The organism is Microbulbifer thermotolerans, assembly GCF_001617625.1.
In the GTDB taxonomy this organism is placed as follows: Bacteria; Pseudomonadota; Gammaproteobacteria; order Pseudomonadales; family Cellvibrionaceae; genus Microbulbifer; species Microbulbifer thermotolerans.
The window spans coordinates 53,259-79,726 of record NZ_CP014864.1; the positions used below are offsets into that span (position 1 = coordinate 53,259).

A 26,468-nucleotide genomic window follows, 5' to 3' on the forward strand; every position below is an offset into this window, starting at 1 on the left:
CCCAAACGGGAAAAGATTCACATATAAGAATAATGAGGTGAAACCATGAGCTCGCGTACCGCAACACTGGGTCGTGCCCGCTGGCGCGATTACTACGAACTCACCAAACCGCGGGTGGTGATGCTGATGATCCTCACCTCCGTGATCGGTATGCTGCTCGCGGTGCCTGCTGCCCCGCCACTGGACATTCTGGTGTTGGGCAATTTGGGCATAGCACTCTGCGCAGGCAGTGCCGCTGCGGTCAATCACCTGGTGGACCGTCATGTGGACATCAGAATGGCCCGCACCAGTCAGCGGCCGGTGGCGCGAGGCCGGATTGAACCGCAGAAAGCTCTGCTGTTTGCCCTGCTGCTCGGTTGTGCGGGGATGTCCATTCTGCTTGCTTTTGTCAATTCACTGACCGCCTGGCTGACCCTGTTTTCCCTGCTCGGTTACGCCGTTGTCTACACATTATTTTTAAAGCGTGCCACACCGCAGAATATCGTCATTGGGGGCATCGCCGGCGCCGCGCCGCCACTGTTGGGCTGGACTGCGGTGACCGGAGAGCTGCACGGTCACGGCCTGCTGCTGATGCTGATCATCTTTGCTTGGACACCTCCGCACTTCTGGGCGCTGGCGGTGCATCGGCGCGAGGAATATGCAAAAGCGGATATCCCGATGTTGCCGGTGACCCACGGCGTGGCATACACCAAGCTGCATATTCTGCTTTATACCTTCATTTTGCTGGCGGTCAGTTTGCTGCCTTTCGCTACCGCCATGCTCGGTTGGCTCTATCTGCTCGGCGCTGTGATTTTGGGACTGGGTTTTGTCTACTGGGCAGTGGAAATGTTGCGGGACAAAAATCCGGACGCGGGTATGGAAACCTTCAAATATTCCATTATTTATTTGATGTCTCTCTTCTGCATAATGTTGTTGGATCACTACCTGGTTGCGGTGTAAGTTATGAGCAATTCAATAGCTGTGGAGGAGTACGGGGGCGCGACACCGGAGCAAAGGCGCGGCATTTGGATGACCGTTGCCGTTCTATTGTTGTTTATGGTCATGGTACTCGCGGGCTTTTTACACAAAATGAGCCAGCCGAGGGTACTCACTGATTCCGAGTTGCGAGCCAATGGTGCGGTGAAACTAGAAAGACCGCGTATACTGGATGATTTCCAGCTGGTGGCGGATAGTGGCGAACCGTTTTACACACAAGATCTCAATGGACGTTGGACGCTAATTTTCTTTGGCTTCACTCACTGTCCGGATATTTGTCCGACAACCTTGGCAACTTTGAATCATTTCTATCAGCTGCTCGATGATAAAACCCGTGCGGATACTGATATTTTGCTGGTATCGGTAGATCCGAAAAGGGATTCCCCTGAGCAGTTGCGCGACTACGTGCGCTATTTCAATGCGGAATTCCGCGGTGTGACCGGTGAATTCCTACAGCTCAAGCGATTTGCCAACCAACTCAATGTCCCCTTCAACAAGGTCCCCCTGGAAAATGGCACCTATACCGTAGACCATGGATCACAAGTGGTTCTGCTCAACCCCCGCGGCCACTACCACGCCTTTTTCAAAGCGCCCCTGGACCCGGCTAAAATGAAACTCACCTACCGATCCATGCGCGCGGCATTTAAGGGGTGAAATAATCAATTACGGTTCCGCTTTCTATTCCCACTTGAGATTTGCGTCTGGTGGAGAAATTCCGTTGTCATTAAGGGGCGAATTTGTCGAAGGCTCCCTAGAAATATGTTTACCAAAGGAAAGCGATTAAATGTAAAAGTCCACTGGCGGAAGAATTTGTCAGTCGCTTTATGGTGTGTCATTGATCGGCGATAGGTATCATGCTGCCGCAGCTTGCGTAGTTGCATATACACCAACGGGAACGAAACACACGATGCTTTCTGCAAATTCCGTCAGAACGGACAGCAATTCCGCGAAGCCGCTGCTGCAAAAAAACGATGCTATTGCCGTAGCTGCACTGCTTTCTCTATGCGCGCTTCCCTTAGGCTGGGCGGGACTGGTAGCCCCCTTTCTGTGGCTGCTATTGCACGCCATAGAATCCAGTGTCGGATGGAAGCGGGCTCTGGCCTACGGATTCAGCGCTCTATTGATGTTGGCTGCCGCCAGTGGACAGGTGCCGGGCAGCGAGCGAATAGCGCTGATGCCACCCTATATAGATAACGATGGCAACCGGATTTACGCCAGTTTTAACGCTGGCAAAGCGGCCATTGCGGCCGCCGTTATGGCGTTTATGATTCGCCGCCGCCAGTGGTTTAAGCTGGCCGATCTCCCGATAGTACTGGCTGCCATTGCTTTGCCGTTTTTTGCTGGTTTGATGATTTATGGCCCCTCGCTAAAGTTCGGCGCAGCGATTGGAGTCGCAGCACTGATCAATTTATTAGTGGTGTGTATCAGTGAGGAAGGTTTTTTCCGCTGGGTACTGCAGCGCGGAGGGGAGTTGTTCCTGGGACGCTGGATCGCAGCCTTGGTGGTGACGGCGCTCTTCACCCTGCTGCATACCGGTTGGGCAGTTTCCCCGTTGGCATTGGGCTTGGTGAGCCTCGCCGGTTTCGGTTATGCCTTGTTGTGGTGCTTGCGGCGGAACTTCTGGGCCTGTGTACTGGCCCACTGGGGTGTGAATTTGTTGCATTTGTTGTTTTTGCCCTATCCGCTGCCAGCGTAGCTGGGCTGGGCAATCGCTAGTTCGCTCGCTTTGCGTTCTAGTCAACCTCTGATTAATTCGCGTGAACACAATGGTAGCTTCCGGGGCGCTCAGGTAATAGGGCGGATATTTCGAAAACGCACGAGTACTTTCCTATAGCTCCGACAGATACATCCCTGTATCCGACGGTTTCGAAATATCCGTCCTATCACCTGAACTTCACATCCGCTCCCGAAGAACCTCTGCCACCAGGAAATGAATTAATCAGAGGTTCCCTAGATCCTTCGTGTTTTGTAGAGAGGTGAATGATGTTAATGACAACCACTTCCGTGATTGATGGCCGCGAGATCCAGGAGTATCTGGGTGTCGTGGTGGGGGAGGCCATCTTGGGAGCAAATATTTTCAAGGATATTTTTGGTGCTGTGCGGGATATTGTCGGCGGCCGGGCCGGGGCTTACGAGCGCGAGATGGCCAAAGCGCGCAAGGTGGCTTTTGAAGAAATGGAGGAAGAAGCCCGTAAGCTGGGAGCGGATGGGATTGTCGGTATCGATATTGACTATGAAGTGGTCGGCCAGCAGGGAAGTATAATGATGGTCAGCGTCAGCGGTACCGCAGTGAAGTTTCGCTGATAATTGGCAAAGAAGGGGGCTCGCCCCCTTCTTGAAACGGCAGAGCCAGCGATCTCAGAAGTTGTAAACCATCTTGCCATAGATAAAGCGGCCGCGAGGGTCGTGCTGACTTTGTACATACCCGTAGAGGTCTGAATCGCCATCGCCGATTGCGAAGGGCGGTTCTTCATCCAGGGCGTTGTCGGCGCCGAGACTCAACACCAGATTATCGAAACCGGTATAGCGGGCCTGCAGATTCAGTGTCAGGAAAGCATCCACAGTACGCGATTTGTTGGCTTCGTAGTCGAGGGTGCCGTCGAAGTCGATATCCGGCGTATCCTCAAATTCACCGATATAATTCAGCCCGGCAGTAAAGGCGAAGTTGTCGAAGGTCCAGTCGCCAGATGCAGACCAGCGGTGCTGTGGATATTCGTATTCGCCGGCCAGATCGCGGGTTTGGAATACCTCGTCTGCATTTAGTTCCACTCGTTCAAACTCTGACAAGTAGGTGTAATCCAGGCGGAGACTCAGATCGCCGCCCGCTAGCTGCAGACTGGAATAGACCAGGCTCAGATCGACACCGGACACCGTTTGTTCGCCGATATTCTGGAAACTGCTGTTAACGGACTGCAAGGCGCCGAGGGACTCGCCGGGCAGGGGTGTATCGCGTCGGCACACGGTGCTGTTCTGGTCGTTGCAGTATTTGTTGTAGATATAGCCAAAGGGCACTTCATCGATCTTGCCTTCCTGCGTGATGCTCCAGTAATCGAGGGAAAGCTGCAGGTCGTCGATCGGGGTGATGACTGCGCCCAGATTGAAAGACTCAGATTCCTCAGCCTCCAGATCCGGGTTGCCCGAAAAGACAATGGTGTAGTCGGTACTGGCGCAATAGGTGCTGTTTATCGCACAACCGTAGGTATCCACGAAGAAAGTGGATTCCTGGGATGGACCCAGGCCAATCTGTGCAAGGGAGGGGGCGCGGAAACCGGTGCCCCAGGAGGCGCGCAGTGACAGGCGGTCATTGGCGGTCCACAGCAGGTTGGCCATAGGGTTGGTGGTGGAACCGAAATCGCTGTAATCGTCGTAGCGGCCGGCCAGGGTCAAGTCCAGATTGGCGGGCAGGGGAATCGCAAATTCCACGAAGGCGGAGCCAATATCGCGGCTGGCGGATGCCGATACGGACTCCGTGCCGAAGATTAAGCCGCGCTGGAACTGGTCATCGGGGATATCTGAGACGGATTCTTCGCGATATTCCAAACCGGTAGCCATGGCAATGGCGCCGTTGGCAGTGTCAAAGATTTCACCGCTGATGGTGAAGTCCACCCCGGTCATTTGCGACTTGCCCCGGCGCACCAGGCTGGTGGTAATAGCGTCGATCACCGATTGCGGATTCTGTGTACCGCCGAAGGGATTGTAGCGGCCCGCATCGATTTCCTGCTGCAGCAGGTCGGTGCGCACCCAGCCCTGGGAGCGGTCACCGCTCTGGATGGATTCGCTGCGGGAGCGTTGTACCGACGCCTCCCAGTCCCAGTCGGCGACAGTGCCGCGCAGGCCAAAGACAGCGCGGATGTTGTCCGTCTCTATATCCCACTGGCGCGCGCCGGCGTCTACTGTACGGTAGCGGTAAATATCCAGATCCGATGTCGTAGAGAAGGGATTGTCCGGATGATCCGCCGGCACTGTGAGGCCGGCATCACCGTCCAGTGGTGTGGGGGCGCCCTGGGCGATAGAGGTATTGTGCTGGTAGGCCACCTCGGTAAACAACTTCACGCTGTCGCTCAGCTGGGTGTGCCCGAGCAGAAGCAGACCGGTGCGCTCGGCCTCGGGAATCAACAGCCCCCAGGGGCCGTAATCGTAGACACAGCCTTCATCGGTGTTGCTTTCGGGCGGGCAGGCCGGGTCCGGTACAATGCTGCCGTCCACGTTGAAACTGCCCGGGTGGCCCCGCGAGGTGCGGAAATCCATACCGCCGCGGGCGGACTGGTCGGCAGTATCCAGTCCCTTGCGCTCAATACTGGCCAGGGTGCTGTTCTTATGATGATCGAAAATCAGTGTGAGGTTGGCGTCGTCGCCATTGATACCCCAGATAGCGGCAGTGGACTGCTCATCGTAGCCATCGGCGCCGCCATAGTCGACGGAGACCTCCATCCCCTCGAAGTCGTCGCGCAGCACTAAGTTGACCACACCGGCCACTGCGTCGGAGCCGTAGATGGCCGAGGCGCCGTCTTTGAGCACTTCAACCCGCTCCACTGCCGCCAGCGGGATGGAATTGATATCCACAAAATTGGTAGTGATACTCTCCGCAAAGGCGCTGATGGCTACCCGACGGCCGTTGACCAGAACCAGGGTCGCATCGGCACCCATTCCGCGCAGACTCACCGCGGCGGCACCGTTAGCGGTGGAATCCTGGTTATTGCCGCGGGTGGAGAAGGTACCGTTGCCGGCTGCGGGATTTTTTTCAAACATCTGCTGCAGGCTGGTATAGCCGGACTTTTCAATCGCCTCCCTGTCCATCACCTGGATAGGCGTGGCAGTTTCAAACTCGGCGTTGCGCTGAATACGCGATCCGACAACAGTGATTTCTTCTATGGCCTCCTGTTCTGCTGCGAGCGGGGACTGGGGAGCAGCCGCGGCGGCTGCAGTGATAATGGCGGTAGCCAGTGCATTACGGTGAAAGATTGATTTGTCCATAATCATTGCCCGTCCAATTTATTTTTCGTTATTGGTGACCGACCTGATCCAGCTGGTCGTGGGGCAACATTAGCAACGTCAAAACGCCGAAACAATCAGACAGTGAATTTGAGTGCGGTAGTGGGCGTTTTTGGCGGATAATTTCACATATTAAGTAACAATCAAAAAAGTTTTGCCTAATAAATACAGTATATTGGGAAAAACTTAAAAGGTCGCGATGCCCCAGTTCCTTGAAGGCAAAGATAGCTCTAGGGAACCTCTGATTAATTCGCTTCCTGACGGTAAAAATTCTTTGGAGCTAGATGAGAAGCTCGGGTGATAGGATGGCCATTTCGAAACCGTCAGATACAGGGATGTATCCGTCGGAGCTACAAGGAAGTACTCGTGCGTTTTCGAAATGGCCATCCTATTGCCTGAGCGCCACGGAACTAACCAAAGCGTTCACGCGAATTAATCAGAGGTTCCTTAGTTTTTCCGGAACTGGCAAAACAAAAACACGATACCGGCTGACAGCACGATAGATGGCCCGGCCGGCGTGTCCCAAAGGACGGAAGCCGCGAGACCCAGCACGACCGCCAGACAACCAATGGCGGAGGCCAGGGCGGCCATGCGTTCCGGGGTATTCGACAATTTGCGCGCAGCGGCGGCAGGGATGATCAGCAGGGCGGTGATCAGCAGCACACCCACCACTTTCATCGCGATGGCGATCAGCAACGCCAGCATCAACATCAATGCCAGCCGCACCCGCACCACGGGGACACCTTCCACCGCGGCCAGCTCTTCGTGAAGAGTAAAGGCGAGCAGTTTATCCCACAGAAAGTACATCAGGGCAGCGATCAGCGCGGCAGTTGTCGACATCAGCAGCAGATCCCGGCTGCTCACCGCGAGCAAATCGCCGAGCAGCAGAGACAACAGATCCACCCGGATTTCGAACAGGCTGACGGCGACAATACCCAGCGCGAGCATTGAATGGGAAAGTATGCCGAGCAGGGTATCCAGAGAAAGCTGCTGCCGCTGCTGCAAATAGACAAGTATCAGCGCCAGTCCACAGCAGGTAGCACCTACAGCCAGGGTCGGCATCAGGTGAAGCGCGAAGCCGAGGGTGACACCGAGCAGCGCCGAGTGGGCCAGGGTATCACCGAAATAGGCCATCCGCCGCCACACCGCGAAGCAGCCCAAAGGACCGCTTACCAGTGCCACCAGAATGCCAGCGGCCAGGGCATACCAGAGAAACTGACTCTGTAGCAGTTCGCCAAATTGCACTATTTACCGCGCTCTTGTTTGTTATGGAGGGGTTCTTGGCCGGATGGCCGCACTATGTCACCGCCTATGTCGTGGCGGTGGTCGTGGTCGTGGGTGTAAGGGGCCACCTTGTCGCCGAAGAGTTCGAGGTAGGCCGGGTCCCGACTCACTTGTTCGGGGTGCCCGTAGCAGCAGATATGCTGGTTGATACACAGCACCCGGTCGGTCGCGGCCATTACCAGGTGCAGGTCGTGAGATACCAGCAGCACGCCGCAGCCCAGCTCATCCCGCAGGGCGGCGATTAACTGGTAGACTTCGCCCTGGCCGCCCAGATCCACGCCCTGGGTGGGCTCGTCCAGAACCAAAAGCTGCGGGTTGCGCGAAGCGGCCCGGGCCAGCAGCACTCGCTGCATTTCGCCGCCGGACAGATCCGCCAAAGCGGTTGCACCCAAGTGTTCCGCGCCGACTCTCTGCAATGCCGCGCGCGCCCGCTCGGCACTCAGATCCGCCTGGCCCAGTTGCAGAAAACGCTGTACCGACATCGGCAGGGACGCATCGACCTGCAAACGCTGCGGCATATAACCGATGCGCAGGCCGGGTTTGCGCCGCACAGAGCCGCTGGTGGCTTTGGTCAGGCCGAGCAACAAGCGCAACAGCGTCGTCTTGCCGGCGCCGTTGGGTCCGATAACGGTGACGATCTCCCCCGCGCGCAGTTGCAGCGAAATATCTCGCAGCAGCTGCCGGCCAGCGATTTCCAGGCCGAGGTGGTCAGCGGTGATCAGTGGCTCCGATGGGCTCAGGGTGAAATCTCCAAAATGGCGAGGGGATTGGAATGACTGGCGGGCAATAGCCGGGTGTGATTATATCGCAGTTTTTTGTCGACCCATGTCCAATATGATGTTTCGTCCGCGGTACCTGCTTCTTTTATCGACGCTCATTCTGCTCGCCGCCTGCGACAGAACTCAGCCCGGGGAGCAGTCGCCACTGGTGGTGAGTATCCGGCCACTGGCACTGATTGCACAGGAGATCGTCGGTGACGACCTGCCGGTGCATTTGCTGATAGAAAACGCGGATCCACACCACTACGCGCCAAGTGTTTCCGACCGCGCGCTGCTGGAGCGAGCGCGCCTGGCGGTATGGCTGGGGCCAGAGATGGAAGCCGTGCTGGCGAAACAGATGGCACTGCTGCCCGCCGGGCGCCAGCTCCCACTGTTGCGCGCCGGCGGCTACGAATTTGCGGGCGCGAACGAAACCGATGCGCACCTCTGGCTGCGCCCGCGCAATGCCGCGGTCATCGGCGCACACATCGCCGAGCGCCTGGCCGAACTGGAGCCGAGTCGGGCGGAGGATTTCCGCCGCCGGGCGCGCGACTTCTCCCGCCAAATGGCCAACCTGCAAAAGGTGCTGGATCGCGCGCTCTGGGCATACCGGGACATGCCCATCGTGGTGACACACGATGCCTACGGCCACTTTTTTGGTGCCGCCGGGGTGGAAACCAAAGCCCTCAGCCAAACCGGGACTGCGAGTCGCGGTGCCAAGGCGCTGTTGCAGTTGCAGGACGCCGGTGACGGCTGCCTGTTCGGAGAAGTGCCGGAAAATGACCGCGATCGCCAGCTGGCGGAACATCTGGGCTTGCGCTACGTGGCCCTGGACCCGTTGGCAGTGCACCTGGCTGCGGGTGCCAGCTACCGAGATCTGATCGAGCAGTTGCTGGCACAGGCGCGCCGCTGCCTGGCGGCGCTGCCCCATAGTGTTTCTGCCGGGCATGAACACAAGGGAACCTCTGATTAAGTCGCTTTCTGGCGGTGCAGGTACTCCGGGGACAGATGGAAAGCCGATGCGAATGCATCAGCGGTTCCCGGACTTCGCCGGGCAGGTCGGGGAAAATGCCGGCAAAGGACGTTATGCTATCTGCAATTTGCCTCCCGCAATCCAATTCCAACACTGATTTCTGAGATTTATGACGAACAAAAACACCCAAGCTCCGCTGATCCTGGTGGACGGCTCCTCTTATCTCTACCGCGCCTTTCACGCCCTGCCACCTTTGACCACCAGCAGTGGCAAACCCACCGGCGCGGTGCGCGGCGTTATCGCCATGTTGCGCCGCCACCTGAAGGAGCACCCGGACAGCACTGTGGCAGTGGTGTTTGATGCCAAGGGCAAGACCTTCCGCGACGAACTCTACGCCGACTACAAGTCCCACCGCCCGCCGATGCCCGACGAGCTGCGCGAGCAGATCCAGCCAATTCACGACATCATCGATGCTATGGGCTTGCCGCGGCTGGTTGTGGAAGGTGTCGAGGCGGACGACGTGATCGGTACCCTGGCCCTGGAGGCACAGCGTCAGGGCCAGGCAGTGATTATCTCCACCGGCGACAAGGACATGGCGCAACTGGTGCGCCCGGGTATCACCCTGGTCAACACCATGAGCAACACCGAGTTGGATGTGGAAGGTGTCAGGGAGAAATACGGTGTGGGCCCGGAGCTGATCATCGATTTCCTCGCCCTGATGGGGGACAAATCCGACAATATTCCCGGCGTGCCCGGCGTGGGCCAGAAGACCGCCCTGGCTCTGTTACAAAACCTCGGCAGCTTAAAGGACATCTACGCGGACCTGGATGCCATCGCACCCCTCGGATTCCGCGGCGCCAAAACGCTCGGTAAAAAAATGGCGGAGCACCGCGAAGCCGCCGAATTGTCTTACAAACTGGCCACGATCAAGACCGATGTGGACTTGCAGCTTCATCCACAGGATCTGCACAACGCCGAGCCGGACATCGACAGACTGATCGCACTGTTCGAGACGCTGGAATTCCGCGGCTGGCTGGAGGAGCTCTCCGGCGAATCCGCGCAAGAGGCAATGGCGGAAGCGGTCGAACGGGAATACGCCATAGTGACCGAAATGGCCGAATTCGACGCCTGGCTGCAGAAACTCAAAGAAGCCGAAATTTTTGCCTTCGACACAGAGACCACCAGCCTCAACTATATGCAGGCCAAGCTGGTGGGCCTGTCTTTTGCCGTGGAACCCTACAAGGCCGCCTATGTGCCCCTGGCGCACGATTATATGGGGGCGCCGGCGCAGCTGCCTTTCGATGAGGTGCTGGCCAAGCTCAAGCCGCTGCTGGAAGACGAAAACCACAAGAAGGTGGGCCAGAACCTCAAATACGACAGCCATATCCTCGCCAACTACGGCATAGAACTGCGCGGGATTGCCCGCGACACCATGCTCGAATCCTACGTGCTCGACAGCACCGGCAGCCGCCACGATATGGATAGCCTGGCGCTCAAATACCTGGGCGAGCAAACGGTCCACTACGAAGACATTGCCGGCAAGGGCGCCAAGCAGCTGACCTTCAACCAGATCGAGGTGGACAAGGCGGGCCCCTACGCCGCTGAGGACGCCGACATCACCCTGCGCCTGCACCAGGAACTCTCCCCGCGACTGGCCCGCGAGCCGTCTCTGGAAAAAGTGCTGGACGAAATCGAAATGCCCCTGCTGCCGGTACTGGCGCGTATGGAGCGCAACGGCACTTATATTGACGCCAAAATGCTCGCCGCGCAGAGCGCCGAGCTGGAACAAAAGATGCGCGAAGTAGAGCAGCGGGCCTTTGAGGAAGCCGGTGAAGAATTCAACCTCGGCTCTACCAAACAGCTGGGGGCCATACTCTTCGACAAGCTGCAGATACCGGTCATCAAAAAAACCCCCAAAGGCGCCCCCTCCACCGCGGAACCGGTTCTGCAGGAACTGGCCCACAGCCACGCGCTGCCGGCCCTGATTATGGAATACCGGGGTCTGGCCAAATTAAAAAACACTTACACCGACAAACTGCCGCAGATGATCGATCCGGCCACCGGCCGGGTGCACACCTCCTATCACCAGGCAGTGACGGCCACCGGGCGCCTGTCTTCCAGCGATCCGAATCTGCAGAATATCCCCATCCGCACAGAGGAGGGGCGCCGCATCCGCCAGGCCTTTGTCGCTCCCGCGGGAAGCAAAATTATCGCTGCCGACTATTCGCAGATAGAACTGCGCATTATGGCCCATCTATCCGGCGACAAAGGTTTAGTGGAAGCCTTTGCCGCAGGCCAGGACATCCACCGGGCCACGGCCGCCGAGGTATTTGAGGTAGCGCCGGAGGCGGTGACCGATGAGCAGCGCCGCCGCGCCAAGGCGATTAACTTTGGCCTGATATACGGCATGTCCGCTTTCGGGCTAGCCAAGCAATTGGATATTCCCCGGGCCGACGCACAGCAATATGTAGACCTCTACTTCGAGCGCTATCCGGGCGTGCACGCCTATATGGAAAACACCCGCAAACAGGCGTCGGAACAGGGCTATGTGGAAACTCTGTTCGGGCGCCGCCTCTATCTGCCGGAAATCAATTCCCGTAACGGCGCCCAGCGCCAGGCCGCCGAGCGCACCGCCATCAACGCGCCTATGCAGGGCACCGCCGCAGACATTATCAAACGCGCCATGATCGCCGTGGACACCTGGCTGGCGGAGCAGGGACTGGAAACCAAGCTGATTATGCAGGTGCACGACGAACTGGTACTGGAAGTGCCGGAACGGGAAGTGGAGCAAGTCAGCACTGGTATCACCGAACTGATGCAAAGCGCCGCGGAACTGCACGTGCCCCTGATTGCAGATTTGGGGGTGGGGGATAACTGGGATCAGGCGCACTGATACAGCCGTCTTAAATAGCCCCTGATTCACTTGTGAGACATTTGTTACAAGTTCAGGGGCACTCGGCAAATGGGATAGGTATTTCAAATATCCAGGACCAATTCCCAATATCTGACGGCTTCACAATGTCATCCCATCACCTGGGTTGCTCGCCCGGACTGGAGAACCTTTTCACTAGAGAGTTACTGAGCGAATTTTTTTGCTTTGCAGATAATTTTGCTCGAATAAAGGTGTGACGCAGCACCCAAAGAACTGGCTGGTCGCCTTTTTCCCGGCTTGTTCAATAAAAATTTTTGCCGAGTAGCTAACAATAAAAACACTAGCCAGTTGATCGGCGTCACATTCAGCTCCTAGAATCCGACGGCGTCGCTATAGCGGCAGGGAATTTTTTCAGGGAGTTAACAAAATATTTTCGAATAATGCTGTCCGGCGGGAAATCCGCATCGCCGGACACCACGCTGGCAAACCCGTCACCATCACCCCGCAAGCCGACCCCATCTACCGAGAACTGGTCAAACTCGCCCGCCGCGGCAATTACTGGGCCGTGCTGACCGTCAACGGCATCCACCAGCTCGCCGCCGGCCGGTTGCATCAGAACAATATTTTCGTCAAACCGGATGCTGTACACAGAGACGGCATGGAAGAGTTTGTAGTGATTCTGCCCGGCTGTCGTGTCACCGCGGAAAAACGCCCCGATGGCAGTTACCGCGTTTTGTATATGCAGGCGGATCTGAATTATTCGGAGCTAATGGAGAAGGCTGAGAAGCCGGGGCTTTATGAGGTAAGCAAACGTAGTGATGGTTGGAATGCAAGACGACGGAAAAACGGCAAAATTTCTGAGGAAAAAAACCGGCTGGTAGCGATTACCGATAGCAAATATGATCAGCCTCGCGATGCAGCAGAAGTGGCCGCCCAAAGAATCGCAGAAGCGCCCCGTGCAGACGGCTCTTTGCTCGAAGACAACGGTTTTGATATGCACTTTACGCCGGGGAAGAAGCGTATCGGCGGCCTGATCAACTACCGAGACGGGGTGCGTCCCCTGGACAATGCCAAATTGCACGAGTCAGCGCTGCTACTGGCCAAGACCATGTACGATGCGCGCAAAATACAGGGTGTTAGTTGGATCGCCGAATTCGGCGGCTCTGGTGTACTGACCCAGGCGCTGAAGATTCTCGCTGACCAGGGAGTACGGCTGAAGGATCATTACGCTTTTCTGGTGCGGCCCCGCACTTCGCCCAACGAGGCGGTTAAGGCTGCGCACGCAGTGGGTCTGAAGTTAACCCGCAAATTCTCCCAAACCCATATGCTGGATTATATCGGCAACCGGGACCAGCTAGAGCTGATCATTAACCGCTTGAGAAATGAAAAGAACTACAAACTGCTTCAGGCTATAACGGATATGGTCGAGCATGGCAAAAGCCTGCAGGGTGCCGGTGCTTTTATGGGCTCCCTGGCGGCAGTAGCGGGCCTATCCGCCAGTGCTCCGGCGCCAGCGGCGGCAGCGGCTTTTCTTACAGCCTTGGGCGCAGCGGTGGGCGGTGCCGCGACAATCGGCAAACTGGGCAAAAACATGACGGAGGCCTGGCTGCCGGATAAGTACTATCGGATAAAGAGCAAATTCTAATGCGAAACTATATTAAGTATCCGCCGTTCCGGTGGCGGGAGCACAAGGGCCAATGTATTCCCCGGGGGCCCTCTTTCCGCTGGGCCCGAATGGTCACTGTCCGCCTGACAGACTGCACCCTGTCACTGCGCCTGCCGCGCCACGCGCCGCGGCCCGGGGCCGACAGCGGCGAGTGGCGGCTTCTGCCGCGGGTCTACGATCTGGAGGGGCAGGACCACAGTGATAGGGAAATGCCCAGCCAAAGCTGGCTATACGAGGGCATTATTGCGCGTGCCTGGGCTTTCTACGGCCCCTGGTTTACCGGCTGCAAGGGCAATGTGCATTTCAGTCTGGTTGGGCTGCGCCTGTCGCAGCCCAACCCGCAGATCAATTTTCTCCACCCCCGGGCGCTGGAAACCGGCGCCCTGGGCTATATCACCGCCTGCTGGGGCCACGAAGTTTACGGGAACAAGGCCTACTACCAGGCGCCGCTTAACTGGACACCCCTGCAACATCTGCCCCTGCCGGCAGTGCGTTTTGATATGCGGTGCGTGATACAAGCGGGAGAACTTAAGCGCTTTGTCTTTTTCCCAGTGGGGCGGGACAAGCTGATCAAAATCAGTTTTACCTGTCACCAGTACGCCACCGGCACCCAGGAAGAGATAGATGCGCGAGTCAGCCCGGAGCCAATGCTGGAGCTGGTGGAAAATATTATCAGCAGTCTGCAGGTCAGCCTGTCACCGGAGCTGCAGCGGGAAGTAGATGCGGTGCGGGAGGCTTACCCGGACGCGGCGGTTTCCCCCGATTGCCCGCCGCTGGACTGGCCGGCCCATGTGGACCGGGACGGGCTGACGATACTGCCCTACGACGAGAAGCTGTATGCGCAGCCGGTGCGCTGACCGATTAAGTTACCAACGCCGTCAGAAAAAATTCACATTTTTTTACGCAATTCGGGGAACCAGTCCGGCGGTCAGCCCTCTAAACAGGCAAGATCGTTGGAATGCGTCATCATCCCCCAAGGAAGTCAGATATTTGCCCCGGAATCCCCCAATTCCGGGGCATTTTTTTTGGCTGTATGCGGGGCTATCGACTGTAGTGTTGCGCCGCGCTCAGGTAGATCCGTGTCTTGTGTCGCCATTGGCGGGGTTCCGCCACTGTGCTGTCCAGCAGGTGCGCGGCGGCCAGATGGGCCCGCAGCAGGGCGCGCGCGCCGCGGTAAAAGCGAGACAGGGTTTTGGGGGGCCGGTCGCCGCTTGCCTGGCTATAGTATTCTAGGGCCGCTTCCCCCAGGTCTTTTCTCCCCAGTAATTCGCATTCGAGTGCCAGATAGCTGAGTTCATCCACCGGGTCCACCCAGCGCAGCGGGCGGTTGAACTCCAGGCAGTCGATTATCTGCGGTGGCTGGGTCAGAAAGCAGTGTTCCGGGCGCAGGTCTCCATGTCCCTCGACAATCAGACCGTCTTTGGCGCGCCCACCCAGGAGTCCGGCCTCGCGCCGGGTGAATGCGAGCAGGGCCTTTGCTGTCGCTTCAATTTCCTCCCCGTCCAGCGACAGTTGCGGTGCCTGCAGCTGATCGCGCCAGTTCTCAATCTGGTGGCGAAGCCCCGCCACATACTGTTCCCCGCGTAGGGCGATGACTTTCGCATTGCGGTAGAAGTCGCACAGCCGCTGCAGCAGGGGCGCCAGGGTCTGTGGGGCAGCAGTGGCGATCAGATGGGGCAAGGCGGTGTCTTCGCGCAGACGGCGCATCTTTACCAGCCATTCCACCACAGTGTCGTTTTGCGCTCCCAGGGACAAGTGGCCATCACTGTCCATGCGCAGGGCCACGACGTCGAGATAAACACCATCGGTCAGGCGCCGGTTCAGGCGTAGTTCTTCGCGGCAGACGGCGTGGCGCTTGTCCAGGGTGCTGAAATCCAGGTAGCTGGAGCGCACCGGTTTTTTCATCTTATAGGCGAACTGGTCGGTCAGAAAGACGCGCGCCATATGGGTTTCCACCAGGTGCACATGGCGGGTGCCCTCGGGATAGCTGGCCGGGGAGAGCAGGAAACGGGTTTTTTCCTCCAAGTCCGGCATTTTGGCGCTGGGATGGGTCATGGGCATTTTGTTGGGGGATCTGTTTGCTAGTCTAGTTTTATTGCCGAAGTCATCGAGGTATAGGCAGTGATGACGCCCTTTGCAGACCGCAACGAGGCGGGGCAGCTTTTGGCGCAGGCTTTGCGCTCCTACGCGGACCGCGAAGATGTGATCATCCTGGCGCTTCCCCGCGGGGGCGTGCCCCTGGGGTTGGAGCTAGTGCGGGCACTGCGGGCGCCGCTGGACCTGATGCTGGTACGCAAACTGGGGGTGCCGGGCCACAAGGAGCTGGCCATGGGCGCCATTACCAGCGATGCGCGTGCGCTGAACGAAGAGGTAGTGGCGAGCTGCGGCATCAGCGATGCGGAGCTCGATGCAGTGGAGCGTGGGGAGCGAAAGGAACTGGAGCGCCGCGCCCGGCGTTACCGCGGCGATAAGCCCTGGCCACAACTCAAAGACCGCTGTGTGATTTTGGTGGATGACGGCATCGCCACTGGCGCCACCATGGCGGCGGCGGTGCGCGCGGCACGCGCACAGAAGCCCGCGGAGCTCGTCTTAGCGGTGCCGGTGGCGCCGCCTTCATCTTTGGCGCGGTTTACTTCTCTGGTTGACCGAATTGAATGTCTGGAAACCCCGCAATCTTTTTGGTCGATCGGCGCCCATTACCGCGACTTCCCTCAACTTAAAGACGAGCAGGTGATCGCGATGTTGAAAGCGGCGGAAGCTTTGGTGGGAGATCACCTGTGATCAGATGGAAAGCTGTGCGGGGACAAGATTTGCCAGGCGCCAGCCGCTTCCGCATGGCCGGTCTCTTGCGGCGGTAGCGTGCGATGAACCGCCTGAAGCTGTTCAGCCTCGATGCTGGTGCCGAGTTTGCCGGCCGTGTCGCCGCCGCCCTCGGGGAGCCATTGGCCGCCCACGAGGAGCGGGCGTTTATTGATGGAGAGCACAAAATACGTCCACTCGACGATGTCGAGGGCGCCGATACCTACCTGGTGCAATCGCTATACAGCGACGAGCGCAGCAGCGTGAATGACAAGCTGATCCGTATGCTGTTTTTTATCGGCGCCTTGAAGGATGCCGGCGCGGCCCGTGTGACTGCGGTTATTCCCTACCTGTGCTACGGGCGCAAAGACCGCCGTACCAAGCTCCATGACCCCCTCTCTAACCGTTATCTGGCAACCCTGTTCGAGTCTTTGGGTACCGATGGGATAGTGACACTGGATGCCCATAACCAGGCTGCTTTTGAGAATGCCTTTCGCTGCCGCACTCTGCATCTGCTTGCGCAGCCTTTGTTCGTGGATTTTATCGCCACGGCGCTGAAAGACAGTGCAAACCCCCTGGTAGTGGCCTCGCCGGATCTGGGGGGGATAAAGCGCGCTGAGCGATTCCACCGCTCGTTGGCAGAGCGTCTGGCACGCAACATCGGTCGCGCCTTTGTGGAGAAGTACCGCAGCGCCGACCAGCTCTCAGGTGGAACCCTGGCCGGGGATGTGTGGGGGGCGGATGTGGTGCTTGTCGACGACCTCATCGCAGGAGGCGGCACCGTCTGCCGCGCGGTGGATGCGGTTCTCGGCGGTGGTGCCGCGCGTATCTGGGTATTGGCCAGTCACGGTCAGTTTTGCGGCGATGCGCTGAGAAAACTCGCGCAGTTACCACTGGAAGCTGTTGCCGTGACTAACTCTCTGCCGCAGCCCTCGTCGCCCCGGCTGGAGGTCATCGACTGCGCGCGGCTGCTGGCCGAGGGGATACGCCGCCTGCACGACAGCGGTCCGGCAGCCCAGTTGAGTGTCCCGTAGAGAGTGACAAGGCGGGCGTCGGGACTAGGGGATGCGTGGCCGGACCCCACCTGGGCACGCACCGCTTGTATTTCGCTCGGAGGTTTGTGGATATGTGTCGCGAAACCAATTCAGAACGGCCCCGGGTGGTTTTTTTCAGCCATCTACTGGGTGCGGAGGAGAGGGACATGGCCCACTTTGAGGCGGAGATCTCGGAGTTTATCTGGGATACAAAGTACCGCCACAGGGATGGCGATTTGCTCTATGACGCCTCCATTGAAGACAGTTGGCGCCGCCTCGCCAATGCGCTGGCATCGGTGGAGGCGGCGCAGTCCGAGCTTTGGGCTCAGCGCTTCTACCAGAACCTCGCGGATTTTCGCTTTCTGCCGGGTGGGCGCATTTTTGCGGGTGCCGGCACTGCCCATCAGGTGACCCTCTTTAATTGTTTCGTGATGGGTATCGTTGAGGATTCGATGGAGGTGATCTTTGAACGCCTGAAGGAAGCGGCGTTGACCATGCAACAGGGCGGCGGTATCGGCGTCGATTTTTCGACGCTGCGCCCGGCGGGGAGCATCGCGCACCGCACGGGCAACATCGCCTCAGGTCCGGTTTCCTTTATGCGCATCTGGGACGCTATGTGCGCAACGCTGCTGTCCACCGGCAGCCGTCGCGGCGCCATGATGGCCACCTTGCGCTGCGACCATCCGGATATAGAGCGCTTTATCGAGGCCAAGCGGGATCCCCGCGAACTGCGCCATTTCAACTTGTCGGTTTTGGTCAGCGACGATTTTATGCAGGCGGTGGAGGAAGATGAGGAGTGGCCGCTGGTCTTCCCGGAGCGGCAGTTGGAAGGGCGGGGCGCGGAGCTGATAGAGCGCCGTTGGAGCGGGGAAGCGGACCCATTGCCCTGCCGGGTACTGAAGCGCGTGCGCGCGCGGGATCTGTGGCGGGATATTATGCGTGCCGCTTACGATTGTGCCGAGCCGGGGGTGCTGTTCGTCGATCAGATCAACCGTCACAACAACCTCTATTACCGGGAACAGATCAGTGCCACCAACCCCTGTGGCGAAATACCGCTGCCACCCTACGGCGCCTGCAATCTGGGCTCGGTAAATCTGATGCGCTTTGTCCGCGATCCCTTTGGCGAACACGCTCGCCTGGACTGGGAAGGCATCGCGGAATGCGCGGCCCTGGGGGTGCGCATGCTCGATAATGTAATCGATCTGTCCCGCTATCCGCTGCCGGCTCAGGAAGATCAGGCTAAGGGTAGTCGTAGAATCGGCATGGGCGTAACCGGGCTCGCGGACGCGCTGATCGCCCTGGGGCTACACTACGACAGCGGCAGCGCGAGGGATCTGGCCGCGCGCATCCTGCGGACGCTGCGTGACAGCGCCTATAAAACGTCCATTGCCCTGGCGCGGGAGCGGGGCAGCTTTCCTTTCTACGACCGAGAGGCCTATCTGAACGCTGCGGACATCCGCGCGCTTCCCGATGCCCTGCGCCGGGAAATAGCGAAGCACGGTATCCGCAACAGCCATCTGATCGCCTTAGCGCCTACCGGCACAATCAGTCTGCTGGCTGGAGGTGTCTCCAGCGGAGTGGAGCCGGTGTTTGAGTTTCGCCACCGGCGCCGGGTGCTGACAGCGGACGGTAGGTATCGCCACTTCGACATTGTCGACCCGGCCTACCGGCTCTGGTGCGAGCGGGGCGGTGACCCGGATGCGCTGCCGGCGTATTTTGTATCTGCCCGCCAGCTGTCACCCTGGGCCCACCTCGCTATGGAGGCGGCGCTGCAACCTTATGTGGATAACGCGATTTCGAAAACGGTCAACGTGCCCGTGGGCTGCCCGTTCGAGAAATTTGAATCCCTGTACCGCGAGGCGCACGAATTGGGCCTCAAGGGCTGTACCAGCTTCCGCCCCAATCCCATCAGCGGCTCGGTGCTCACCGGACCGGGGGAGCCGGCACCGAGGCACTGCTGCGACATTGAGCGGGAAGGGGAATAGGGCGGTGAATTAGGGAACCTCTGCCACCAGGAAATGAATTAATCAGAGGCTCCTTAGTACGGAAATGCGAGTGTCGTATCTGCTCCAGACGTCCCTTTGCCGGATTAACGAATCTTTACTCAGGGGCGCGGAACCGAGACCGCTGGGCCGGCTCTAAACAGACAAATCATTGTTGCTCCTTAACCCTTCCCGACAATTCGCTTGACCCCACCCCGATACCTCCCCAAACATCGGGGTTTTTTTTGTCCGGCCGGCATAAATGGAAACCATTTCCGGAAACGCGCCAATTGCTGATTTAGAATCCGCCAAGTGCCGTCACCCCGGCAATGCACAACCTGGGGAAGCAGGCGCTGCGATCCTATCCTTCAGTATCAGTAGGAATGCTGCTTCTTTTGAGAACCCACAGGCGTGCCCGTCCCCCTGGGTACGTCTGGTTAGGTGCCCATCCCCAAGGGCACCGACCCCCTGGCCGGCAGGCCCCTTCTGCCGGCCTTTTTTATGCTCAGATTTTGGCGGAAAAAGCGCTGGCTTTCTTTGCAAATGAGAACGATTCGTATTAGCATGATTTGTAGTTCGAATCGAGGAGTTCAGCGTGAATCACCGTTATCTCTGTGCAAATCATCACCAATGGCTGACAGCCGATCCGCTCCGCGCCGAGCAGGCCTGGATGGACTGGATTGAGCGGGGGGCCAGCCTGTGTGAAGACGGCAACCAAGGCGAGGCCATTCCCTTTCTCGGTTGTGCCTATGAACTGGCGGATTTCCTGCTCAGCGTCCGCCGTCCTGCTTACGCCATCGCGGCGCAGAGGTTTGCCGAAAGTGCGCGGTTGCTGATGGACGCCTACCATCATCGGGGCCAGCAGAATCACGGCAATTACATCTTAGTAGGGGCCAGTTCCAGGCTGGCGCGGGAGTTAAAGGATGGAGACAACTACCGTATTACCGCCGATTGCATCCGCACCCTCTACACCCGCGAACCCAATCCGCCGGCACGCCAGCAGTGGCAGCGCCAGCTCGGCGGCATTGTCAGTTTGCACTGAAGCAGTGCTGTCAGGCGTGGCCGCTGCCAGTTCATCACAATTTCTCGAGATTGAGATTCGCGAGGATACACTGACTTCGTTGCTGGCCGAGCGGCGGCTGAAAGTGGAGGATCTGCGCTGCCTCACGCCGCGGGCGCGGCGGCAGTTGCGAAGGGTGTTGTTGCAGTCACTACTCGCGGATGTGCGCGACGGCCAAACTCTCTAGGACTACGCGCGGATAGCTTTGGAACGCAGGGCCCGCCGTTACGTGAAGGTTCCCCGCACGGGATCAAAGCGGCCGAGGCCGCTTTAGGTGTGCCGCACGATTCGGTGGCCTCCATTTACGGGCCTACCGCCAACCACTCACTCAGCTTGAGTTCCAATTTGTCCAGCCCGGTTTTCTTGGTGGATGAGAAGGTCTGCACCGTCACTCCATTGTCCAATCCCTGTGCCTTCAGTGCCTTTTCGACTGCGAAGAGGGTGTTGTTGGCGGGGCCCCTTTTAAGCTTGTCCGCTTTCGTCAGCAATATGTGCACGGGCAGACCCGACTGAACTGCCCAGGTGAGCATATGAATATCGAATTCTTTCAGCGGCTGGCGGATATCCATCAGTAGCACCAGGCCGCGCAGACAGTGGCGCTGTTCGAGATAGAAGGCCAGGTGCCGCTGCCACTCGTCCTTCATCGCGCGCGCCACTTTGGCGTAACCGTAGCCGGGCAGGTCGACCAGGCGCTGGGTGTCACCGACGCGGAAGAAGTTGATCAGTTGCGTGCGTCCCGGGGTTTTGGAAGTGCGCGCCAGCTTACTGTTGCCGGTCAATGCGTTGATGGCACTGGATTTACCGGCGTTGGAACGGCCCGCGAAGGCGACCTCGGCGCCGCTGTCCTCCGGACATTCCGCGAGGGTGGGTGCGCTGGTAAGGAACTGAACGGCGCGGAAGTTTAGTTTTTCGATGCTGGATTCGGACATTGGCGATTTGTTGACTCAGTACACTCAATTGGCGCACAAGTATATAATGCCGCCGTTTTTGCGTCGCAGAACTATGGGGGCGACGCGAGTCAGTCTCCGCCCGGGTGGAGCGAACCAGTCATTCAGCGCGCAATGGGACGACGTATGAACAGCATCATAAAGAATACAGCTCTGGCCCTGGGCCTCACCTTCGGCCTGGCCGCGCCAGTTGTGATGGCGGCCGGAGATCCTGCCGCCGGTAAGGCGAAGGCCACTGCCTGCGCCGCTTGCCACGGTGCCGACGGCAACAGTCTGGCGCCCGCCTTTCCGAAAATCGCGGGTTTGGGAGAAAAGTATCTGGCCAAACAGCTGATGGATATCAAAAGTGGTGCACGCCAAGTGCCGCAGATGATCGGTCAGCTGGATAACTTCAACGAACAGGACCTGCAGGATCTGGCGGCCTATTTCGCTTCCCAGCCGGTGCAGCTGTCTGGTTCCAAGGCGATTTCCGTGACTTTGAACAACGGTGAGAGTGTCGATGGCCTGATGCTCGGCCGGGAGCTGTTCCGCGCGGGCAATCCGGAAACCGGGGTACCCGCCTGTATGGGGTGCCATTCTCCGACCGGCAAAGGCAATGCGCCCGCTGGCTACCCGCGTCTGTCCGGACAGTACGCCGAGTATGTGGAAACCCAGCTCAAAGCCTTCCGTGCGGGCACCCGCACCAATGATGGTGACACCCGCGTGATGCGCAGTGTGGCGAAGCAGCTGTCCGATGCCGAGATCACAGCACTCGCCAACTATGTGGCGGGTCTGACGGATTGATCGCCAGGTTGTCTGTCGCGAATATCACAAAAAAGGCCGGTCTTAGACCGGCCTTTTTTGTAAAGCCTCCGTAGCGCTTGTAAGGGGCCCATTGCCGGTGACGAGGCCCTGGGAATGGGTGCACATGTTGACCGGGTTCCTTGCTTCCACCTGCCGGAACTTCAATAATCTGCGCTGTCTATTACGTAGCCCCCTGGTCCCGAGAGAATAACGTTGGAGAAGACTATGAATGTCGTTGTCGCCCCCCTGTCCAGGCTGTTTGCCCTGGTCTTCACTCTGCTGTTCAGCCTCGTTGCCTGTGCAGAAGACGGCCAGTTCAAGGCCGGCCAGCACTACCAAGTACTGCCGCAGGCGGTACCGCAGAAGGACGACAGCAGGATCGAGGTGACTGAAATGTTCTGGTACGGCTGTGGCCATTGCTACCACTTCGAGCCGACCCTGAACCGCTGGAAAGAAAAAATGCCGGAAGACGTGGCGCTGCTGAAGATTCCCGCCATCTGGCAGCCGCTCATGGAGGTGCACGCCCGCATGTACTATGTGGCCGATACCATGGGGGTGCTGGATCGACTGCACGCCCCCATCTTCAACGCCATCAACAACCAGCGCAAAATGTTTGCTGTGAAGGAAGGCCGCAATTGGAATCCGGATTTGAAGGCCATCGAGGAACTGTTTAATGCCCATGGCGCCGATGGTGCCAAGGCCGCCAAGCTGATGAACTCCTTCACCATCAACAGCAGGGTCAAACAGGGCATGGCCAACCAGCGCGCCTATCAGTTGTCCGGCACCCCGGAAGTGGTTGTGGCGGGCAAATACCGTATCAGCACCTCCCTGCCTGGCTTTAAAGGCAAGAGCAATGGCCAGGAACTAATGCTGCAGGTGGCCGATTACCTAATTGCCAAAGAGCGTGCCGAGCGCAGCTGATGGCAATGCTAACGAAACCCCGCCCAGTGCGGGGTTTTTTTTGTGCGCACCGACAGGCCGCACATCCCTTGTGCGCGGATCAGATCGCACCTGGCGATAAGTTAGGGCTACACTAAGTGGTGCAATGCCCGTCAATCACCAACAGGGCTCCTCATGTCGCTGCGCCGTGCCGCCATTCTATGCCTCAGCTGTTTCACCGGTACCGCCGGGGCTTCTGATCTTGATGCCTTCCCCGCCACCGTGGACGGAAAGGTGCGCCTGGTGATCCGCCTGCCCAGAGCGGCGGATGAAAGCCGCTTTATGGTGGAGCTGGTACCGGGCAAGAGTGAGGTGGTGGACTGCAACCTGCGCAGTTATCGCGCCGCGATTCGACGCGAGACGTTGGAAGGGTTGGGTTATCCCTATTATGTACTGGCAGAGCCGGAGCCTGGTCCGGCCGGTCACAAGACTTGTCCAGCGGGCTCTAGGTCGCGGCGCTTCGTGCCTGTGCGCGGCGAAGGGCTGATGTTGCCCTATAACAGCCATCTTCCGCTGGTCGTTTACCTGCCTCCCGGGCTGCAATTGAAATACCGTGTCTGGCGCGGGGATAAAATTTTGTCTAGCGCCCGGGCTGAATAACTGCCATTGGAATCACCGCCAGATTCGTCACCGTTTCCCATACCTGCCTTTATCCCCATAATTTTCACACTTCCCCCCCGTTCTGGCGCACGAAGAAATATTTTTGAGGCTTCTACTGCCAAAAGTTGGATTCTACGTCTAGCCTATAAAAACAAAGGACGTGAAAAATAGCGCCTGGGCCATTTTTCATACCGCTGTAGCGACCGCTGCATCGCGGAGAGGAACACCGGCGGCTGCGGCCGCCAGTCGCAGTAATCCTATACAGAGAGTCGCGCATGAAGTTTTTGCGTCACCCCTCGTCTCACCGCCTCTTCCTCGCATTCTTACAGGTCTATGTCTTGATTCTCCTGCTGTTTCTAGTGCTGCCCCTGGCCATTGCGGAAGAGTCGGCGCAGCGCAAATGGGCCGGGAATTGGCTGGTCGTGGGTGAAAATGATGAACAACTGGTATGGCAGCTACACGCCGACGGCACAGGATTCGCCTATGGGTTTCACAACGGCGGGCGCCTGTCTCACGGTTTTGCCATTAACTGGAAATTGCAGGGTGATCGGGTGCGCGTGCGTACCGGCGCGTCGTTGCGCTGTCGCGGCGGTGTGGTGGCGGTGGCATTTACCGGCTGGAGCCCCGTCACCTTAGATTTCTCGATTGTGGACGGTCGCCATTGGCTGCAAGACGGCGGCGGACTGTTGAGTTTTCAGCGCCGCCTCGGCAGTTGGCATACGCCCAGAGCGGGTGGTAAGTGTCCGGACTTGGCCGGATGACACGAGCCGATGTACCAGAGCGCAAAACTGATAGGCGGTTTCGGCACTGGCCCGGGCAGGGGCCAGCGGCGGAGTGTTTTATCCAATTTTTGGCGGTTTGCATTCGCCGTTGTCATTTTTGCCACGGCGAGCGGTTCGACGGGGGCCTTTCAGGCTGCCAATCACGCAGGTGCGACTACAGGGACTAGCTGGAAAACGGACTCCCATCTGGATGCCAAGCAGTGGGTGGGGGCGTGGTTGATATCCCGCGATGGTGAGGCGCGGCATGTTTGGAGCCTGAAGGCGGATGGCACTGGCCGCTCCTACGCATTTCTGGAACACGGTGGCGAGATGCGTTTCGCCTACGGTTACGATATCCGCTGGTATTTCGATCCCTTCACGCAGATGGCCCATATCAAGACTGAGCGGCGTATCGTGTGTCGTGGCGGCAAAATATATCCCTACTTCCTCACCCTCAAGTCCTACGAGAGTGACTATGCGGTGAAGGATAAATTCACATGGCAGACCACTTGGACCGAAGCCAGCATCGGCAAAAACCGTTTGCACAAATCCCAGGTGATTTTCGTCGCTGCCTTATCTTCCTGGCAGGACCCAACCCGCGGCGTATCCTGTCCGAAATTTCCCAGCCTGAAATTGGAAAGAGACATCGATTTGGCGTTGGACCGCTGGGAGCGGGAGATTCAGCGGGACGCTGATCAGGGAGCACCGGGCGAACAGCGGTCGCAACCGGAAGGGGATGCCGATAAAACCCTTCGCAAGGCTGCACAGCGTGCAAAAAGTAAGCGGGTAAAAAGTCGATGAAACCAAAGCGGCGGTGGAAAAACGCTATATGAAAGTTGAAGCATGCCTGGAAAAATTGCTGCGGAACCTAGACCCCCAATTACAGGGTGATGTGTACGTTTTCTGTTCTCTGCCGGAAGCGCGACTGCTGGATCTCATCGATGATTGCCTGTGTGTATTCCGGGAGCGTGAGGGGCTCTCGGCGATACTGCCGCGGACCCTGGCTGAGCGTGAGGGACTGGCGTCGAGTGGAGGCTTCCGCCAGATCACTCTACAGGTGTATTCAAGCCTCGAAGCCGTCGGCCTCACCGCTGCGGTTACCGCCGAACTGGCCAGCTGGGGAATCAGCGCTAATGTCGTCGCCGCGCTGCGTCACGACCATGTGTTTGTACCCGAAGAAGAAGCCGAAGAAGCGTTGCGCCTTCTGCGAGGGATAAGCAGCCGCGCACAGTACAGTTGAGCCGGGGAGCCGCAGTGCGATGCGGATCGACTATCCTCCTCCCCAGCCTCACGGCGAAATCCGCCGCTTGTTACCGGATTTCTTCTGTGTTCCGGGAACCATAAAACTTGCCCCGGCGGTTGTGATCAACCGCAATATGGCAATTGTACGCTGTGGGGATGACCTGACATTGGTGAATCCGGTGCGCCTGCGGCCACAACAGGAGGAAAAGCTGCAAGAACTGGGGTGCATCCGCCACGCTGTACGCTTAGGCTATTACCACGGATGCGATGATCTCTACTACCGCGACCACTTCAATCTCACTTTCTGGTGCCAGGCACACTCCGACTTTTATCCTCCAGCACCGGACCGGCTCCTGCGCGAGGGCGGTGACTGTCCTGTCCCCGGCGGCTGTTTCCTGGAGTTTTCTCACAGCCGCTACCCGGAAGCGGTTCTCTGGGTACCTCACAACGGGGGGCTATTGCTGTGCTGCGACGCATTGCAATATTGGCGGACCTGGCGCGGGTGTAACTGGTGGGGCAGAAACCTGCTGCGTTTTGGCAGTATGCGCCGTGGAATGCAGGTGGCACCTGGCTGGCGTTCCTGTATGACCCCACCGGGTTGCGATCCCTTGCATTGGCTGGAGGACGATTTTCGCCGTCTATTGAAATTAGACTTCCTGCACTTTATGGGCGCCCACGGTGAATTTCTGCCGGATTATGCCCATGAAATGGTATCTGCCGCCGTACTGAAGGCATATCCGGGTATAGGGCGCGCCGCCTGAGCTGTGGTGGTCATGGTAAGCTAGCCGGTCGATTCAGCAA

General features: G+C 58.4%; 26 protein-coding genes. 20 read left to right on the forward strand and 6 right to left on the reverse strand.

The window, feature by feature from the left end:
- Positions 1–45 precede the first annotated feature (45 nt).
- From cyoE to A3224_RS00265, 4 genes are all read left to right on the forward strand, one after another.
- On the forward strand, positions 46–939 hold the full coding sequence (gene cyoE, locus A3224_RS00250) for a heme o synthase (protein WP_067149925.1): 894 nt from the start codon (positions 46–48) through the stop codon (positions 937–939).
- 3 nt (positions 940–942) lie between these two features.
- Positions 943–1,629 carry an SCO family protein gene (locus A3224_RS00255; protein WP_067149928.1) on the forward strand — a complete coding sequence of 229 codons (687 nt, stop codon included), beginning with the start codon at positions 943–945 and terminating at the stop codon, positions 1,627–1,629.
- A 253-nt stretch (positions 1,630–1,882) separates the two neighbouring features.
- Entirely contained in the window at positions 1,883–2,671 is a 789-nt protein-coding gene (locus tag A3224_RS00260) for a CPBP family intramembrane glutamic endopeptidase (protein ID WP_067149931.1), read from the forward strand.
- 293 nt (positions 2,672–2,964) lie between these two features.
- Positions 2,965–3,279, forward strand: coding sequence for a heavy metal-binding domain-containing protein (locus tag A3224_RS00265; protein WP_456237901.1), 315 nt, complete (start codon positions 2,965–2,967; stop codon positions 3,277–3,279).
- A gap of 54 nt (positions 3,280–3,333) precedes the next feature.
- Here A3224_RS00265 and A3224_RS00270 read toward each other — a convergent pair whose 3' ends face one another.
- The 3 genes from A3224_RS00270 to A3224_RS00280 all read right to left on the reverse strand — a co-directional run bounded on the left by A3224_RS00270 (position 3,334) and on the right by A3224_RS00280 (position 7,973).
- Entirely contained in the window at positions 3,334–5,949 is a 2,616-nt protein-coding gene (locus tag A3224_RS00270; protein ID WP_067157171.1) for a TonB-dependent receptor, read from the reverse strand.
- A 465-nt stretch (positions 5,950–6,414) separates the two neighbouring features.
- A complete protein-coding gene (locus tag A3224_RS00275; RefSeq protein WP_082817330.1) occupies positions 6,415–7,215 on the reverse strand; it encodes an iron chelate uptake ABC transporter family permease subunit in 801 nt (266 codons plus the stop codon).
- Positions 7,212–7,973: an ATP-binding cassette domain-containing protein gene (locus tag A3224_RS00280; RefSeq protein WP_197463100.1), complete on the reverse strand. Its 762-nt coding sequence runs from the start codon at positions 7,971–7,973 to the stop codon at positions 7,212–7,214. Before A3224_RS00280 ends, A3224_RS00275 begins: the two co-directional genes overlap by 4 nt.
- A 103-nt stretch (positions 7,974–8,076) precedes the next feature.
- Here A3224_RS00280 and A3224_RS00285 point away from each other — a divergent pair, with 103 nt between their 5' ends.
- Both A3224_RS00285 and polA read left to right on the forward strand, forming a co-directional pair.
- Positions 8,077–8,982, forward strand: a complete 906-nt coding sequence (locus A3224_RS00285; protein ID WP_231902421.1) for a metal ABC transporter substrate-binding protein — start codon at positions 8,077–8,079, stop codon at positions 8,980–8,982.
- A gap of 169 nt (positions 8,983–9,151) precedes the next feature.
- Positions 9,152–11,875, forward strand: coding sequence for a DNA polymerase I (gene polA, locus A3224_RS00290; RefSeq protein ID WP_067149937.1), 2,724 nt, complete (start codon positions 9,152–9,154; stop codon positions 11,873–11,875).
- Positions 11,876–12,218: 343 nt separating this feature from the next.
- On the opposite strand, the gene A3224_RS00295 is transcribed toward polA, so the two are convergent.
- On the reverse strand, positions 12,219–12,503 hold the full coding sequence (locus tag A3224_RS00295; protein WP_067149940.1) for a hypothetical protein: 285 nt from the start codon (positions 12,501–12,503) through the stop codon (positions 12,219–12,221).
- 9 nt (positions 12,504–12,512) lie between these two features.
- On the opposite strand from A3224_RS00295, the gene A3224_RS00300 reads away from it, so the two are divergent.
- On the forward strand, positions 12,513–13,499 hold the full coding sequence (locus A3224_RS00300; protein WP_067149943.1) for a hypothetical protein: 987 nt from the start codon (positions 12,513–12,515) through the stop codon (positions 13,497–13,499).
- Between the two features lie 89 nt (positions 13,500–13,588).
- Complete coding sequence (locus tag A3224_RS00305; protein ID WP_156481398.1) at positions 13,589–14,377, forward strand: hypothetical protein; 789 nt, start codon at positions 13,589–13,591, stop codon at positions 14,375–14,377.
- 184 nt (positions 14,378–14,561) lie between these two features.
- On the opposite strand, the gene A3224_RS00310 is transcribed toward A3224_RS00305, so the two are convergent.
- Entirely contained in the window at positions 14,562–15,575 is a 1,014-nt protein-coding gene (locus A3224_RS00310; protein ID WP_067149947.1) for a hypothetical protein, read from the reverse strand.
- A gap of 69 nt (positions 15,576–15,644) precedes the next feature.
- Between A3224_RS00310 and A3224_RS00315 the strand changes: the two genes are divergently transcribed.
- The 5 genes from A3224_RS00315 to A3224_RS00335 all read left to right on the forward strand — a co-directional run bounded on the left by A3224_RS00315 (position 15,645) and on the right by A3224_RS00335 (position 20,582).
- Complete coding sequence (locus A3224_RS00315; RefSeq protein WP_067149950.1) at positions 15,645–16,301, forward strand: phosphoribosyltransferase; 657 nt, start codon at positions 15,645–15,647, stop codon at positions 16,299–16,301.
- 83 nt (positions 16,302–16,384) lie between these two features.
- Positions 16,385–17,353, forward strand: a complete 969-nt coding sequence (locus A3224_RS00320; protein WP_067149953.1) for a ribose-phosphate diphosphokinase — start codon at positions 16,385–16,387, stop codon at positions 17,351–17,353.
- Between the two features lie 167 nt (positions 17,354–17,520).
- Positions 17,521–19,338, forward strand: coding sequence for an adenosylcobalamin-dependent ribonucleoside-diphosphate reductase (locus A3224_RS00325; RefSeq protein ID WP_067157191.1), 1,818 nt, complete (start codon positions 17,521–17,523; stop codon positions 19,336–19,338).
- Between the two features lie 592 nt (positions 19,339–19,930).
- The gene (locus A3224_RS00330; protein ID WP_067149956.1) at positions 19,931–20,377 is read left to right on the forward strand and encodes a hypothetical protein; all 447 of its coding nucleotides are present in this window, start codon (positions 19,931–19,933) and stop codon (positions 20,375–20,377) included.
- 16 nt (positions 20,378–20,393) lie between these two features.
- Positions 20,394–20,582: a hypothetical protein gene (locus tag A3224_RS00335; protein ID WP_067149959.1), complete on the forward strand. Its 189-nt coding sequence runs from the start codon at positions 20,394–20,396 to the stop codon at positions 20,580–20,582.
- A gap of 115 nt (positions 20,583–20,697) precedes the next feature.
- Here the strand turns inward: A3224_RS00335 and yihA are convergent, their stop codons facing one another.
- The gene (gene yihA / locus A3224_RS00340) at positions 20,698–21,324 is read right to left on the reverse strand and encodes a ribosome biogenesis GTP-binding protein YihA/YsxC (RefSeq protein ID WP_175487764.1); all 627 of its coding nucleotides are present in this window, start codon (positions 21,322–21,324) and stop codon (positions 20,698–20,700) included.
- A 144-nt stretch (positions 21,325–21,468) separates the two neighbouring features.
- Here yihA and A3224_RS00345 point away from each other — a divergent pair, with 144 nt between their 5' ends.
- From A3224_RS00345 to A3224_RS00375, 7 genes are all read left to right on the forward strand, one after another.
- Complete coding sequence (locus A3224_RS00345; protein WP_067149962.1) at positions 21,469–22,125, forward strand: c-type cytochrome; 657 nt, start codon at positions 21,469–21,471, stop codon at positions 22,123–22,125.
- Between the two features lie 225 nt (positions 22,126–22,350).
- Positions 22,351–23,046 carry a thiol:disulfide interchange protein DsbA/DsbL gene (locus A3224_RS00350; RefSeq protein ID WP_067149965.1) on the forward strand — a complete coding sequence of 232 codons (696 nt, stop codon included), beginning with the start codon at positions 22,351–22,353 and terminating at the stop codon, positions 23,044–23,046.
- Positions 23,047–23,199: 153 nt separating this feature from the next.
- Positions 23,200–23,664: an ecotin family protein gene (locus A3224_RS00355; RefSeq protein WP_067149968.1), complete on the forward strand. Its 465-nt coding sequence runs from the start codon at positions 23,200–23,202 to the stop codon at positions 23,662–23,664.
- Between the two features lie 275 nt (positions 23,665–23,939).
- Positions 23,940–24,425 carry a hypothetical protein gene (locus tag A3224_RS00360; protein WP_067149971.1) on the forward strand — a complete coding sequence of 162 codons (486 nt, stop codon included), beginning with the start codon at positions 23,940–23,942 and terminating at the stop codon, positions 24,423–24,425.
- A gap of 9 nt (positions 24,426–24,434) precedes the next feature.
- The gene (locus tag A3224_RS00365; RefSeq protein ID WP_067149975.1) at positions 24,435–25,226 is read left to right on the forward strand and encodes a hypothetical protein; all 792 of its coding nucleotides are present in this window, start codon (positions 24,435–24,437) and stop codon (positions 25,224–25,226) included.
- 28 nt (positions 25,227–25,254) lie between these two features.
- The gene (locus A3224_RS00370) at positions 25,255–25,665 is read left to right on the forward strand and encodes an ACT domain-containing protein (protein WP_067157196.1); all 411 of its coding nucleotides are present in this window, start codon (positions 25,255–25,257) and stop codon (positions 25,663–25,665) included.
- A gap of 19 nt (positions 25,666–25,684) precedes the next feature.
- Entirely contained in the window at positions 25,685–26,428 is a 744-nt protein-coding gene (locus A3224_RS00375; RefSeq protein ID WP_067149978.1) for a hypothetical protein, read from the forward strand.
- The last annotated feature ends 40 nt before the right edge of the window (positions 26,429–26,468 follow it).

Bases quoted from the DNA above. Each gene is read 5' to 3' on its own strand.
- cyoE (WP_067149925.1), top strand. From the start codon at position 46: ATGAGCTCGCGTACCGCAACACTGGGTCGTGCCCGCTGGCGCGATTAC.
- A3224_RS00255 (WP_067149928.1), top strand. From the start codon at position 943: ATGAGCAATTCAATAGCTGTGGAGGAGTACGGGGGCGCGACACCGGAG.
- A3224_RS00260 (WP_067149931.1), top strand. From the start codon at position 1,883: ATGCTTTCTGCAAATTCCGTCAGAACGGACAGCAATTCCGCGAAGCCG.
- A3224_RS00265 (WP_456237901.1), top strand. From the start codon at position 2,965: ATGACAACCACTTCCGTGATTGATGGCCGCGAGATCCAGGAGTATCTG.
- A3224_RS00270 (WP_067157171.1), bottom strand. From the start codon at position 5,949: ATGGACAAATCAATCTTTCACCGTAATGCACTGGCTACCGCCATTATC.
- A3224_RS00285 (WP_231902421.1), top strand. From the start codon at position 8,077: ATGTCCAATATGATGTTTCGTCCGCGGTACCTGCTTCTTTTATCGACG.
- polA (WP_067149937.1), top strand. From the start codon at position 9,152: ATGACGAACAAAAACACCCAAGCTCCGCTGATCCTGGTGGACGGCTCC.
- A3224_RS00300 (WP_067149943.1), top strand. From the start codon at position 12,513: ATGGAAGAGTTTGTAGTGATTCTGCCCGGCTGTCGTGTCACCGCGGAA.
- A3224_RS00305 (WP_156481398.1), top strand. From the start codon at position 13,589: ATGGTCACTGTCCGCCTGACAGACTGCACCCTGTCACTGCGCCTGCCG.
- A3224_RS00310 (WP_067149947.1), bottom strand. From the start codon at position 15,575: ATGACCCATCCCAGCGCCAAAATGCCGGACTTGGAGGAAAAAACCCGT.
- A3224_RS00315 (WP_067149950.1), top strand. From the start codon at position 15,645: ATGACGCCCTTTGCAGACCGCAACGAGGCGGGGCAGCTTTTGGCGCAG.
- A3224_RS00320 (WP_067149953.1), top strand. From the start codon at position 16,385: ATGAACCGCCTGAAGCTGTTCAGCCTCGATGCTGGTGCCGAGTTTGCC.
- A3224_RS00325 (WP_067157191.1), top strand. From the start codon at position 17,521: ATGGCCCACTTTGAGGCGGAGATCTCGGAGTTTATCTGGGATACAAAG.
- yihA (WP_175487764.1), bottom strand. From the start codon at position 21,324: ATGTCCGAATCCAGCATCGAAAAACTAAACTTCCGCGCCGTTCAGTTC.
- A3224_RS00345 (WP_067149962.1), top strand. From the start codon at position 21,469: ATGAACAGCATCATAAAGAATACAGCTCTGGCCCTGGGCCTCACCTTC.
- A3224_RS00350 (WP_067149965.1), top strand. From the start codon at position 22,351: ATGAATGTCGTTGTCGCCCCCCTGTCCAGGCTGTTTGCCCTGGTCTTC.
- A3224_RS00355 (WP_067149968.1), top strand. From the start codon at position 23,200: ATGTCGCTGCGCCGTGCCGCCATTCTATGCCTCAGCTGTTTCACCGGT.
- A3224_RS00360 (WP_067149971.1), top strand. From the start codon at position 23,940: ATGAAGTTTTTGCGTCACCCCTCGTCTCACCGCCTCTTCCTCGCATTC.
- A3224_RS00365 (WP_067149975.1), top strand. From the start codon at position 24,435: ATGTACCAGAGCGCAAAACTGATAGGCGGTTTCGGCACTGGCCCGGGC.
- A3224_RS00370 (WP_067157196.1), top strand. From the start codon at position 25,255: ATGAAAGTTGAAGCATGCCTGGAAAAATTGCTGCGGAACCTAGACCCC.
- A3224_RS00375 (WP_067149978.1), top strand. From the start codon at position 25,685: ATGCGGATCGACTATCCTCCTCCCCAGCCTCACGGCGAAATCCGCCGC.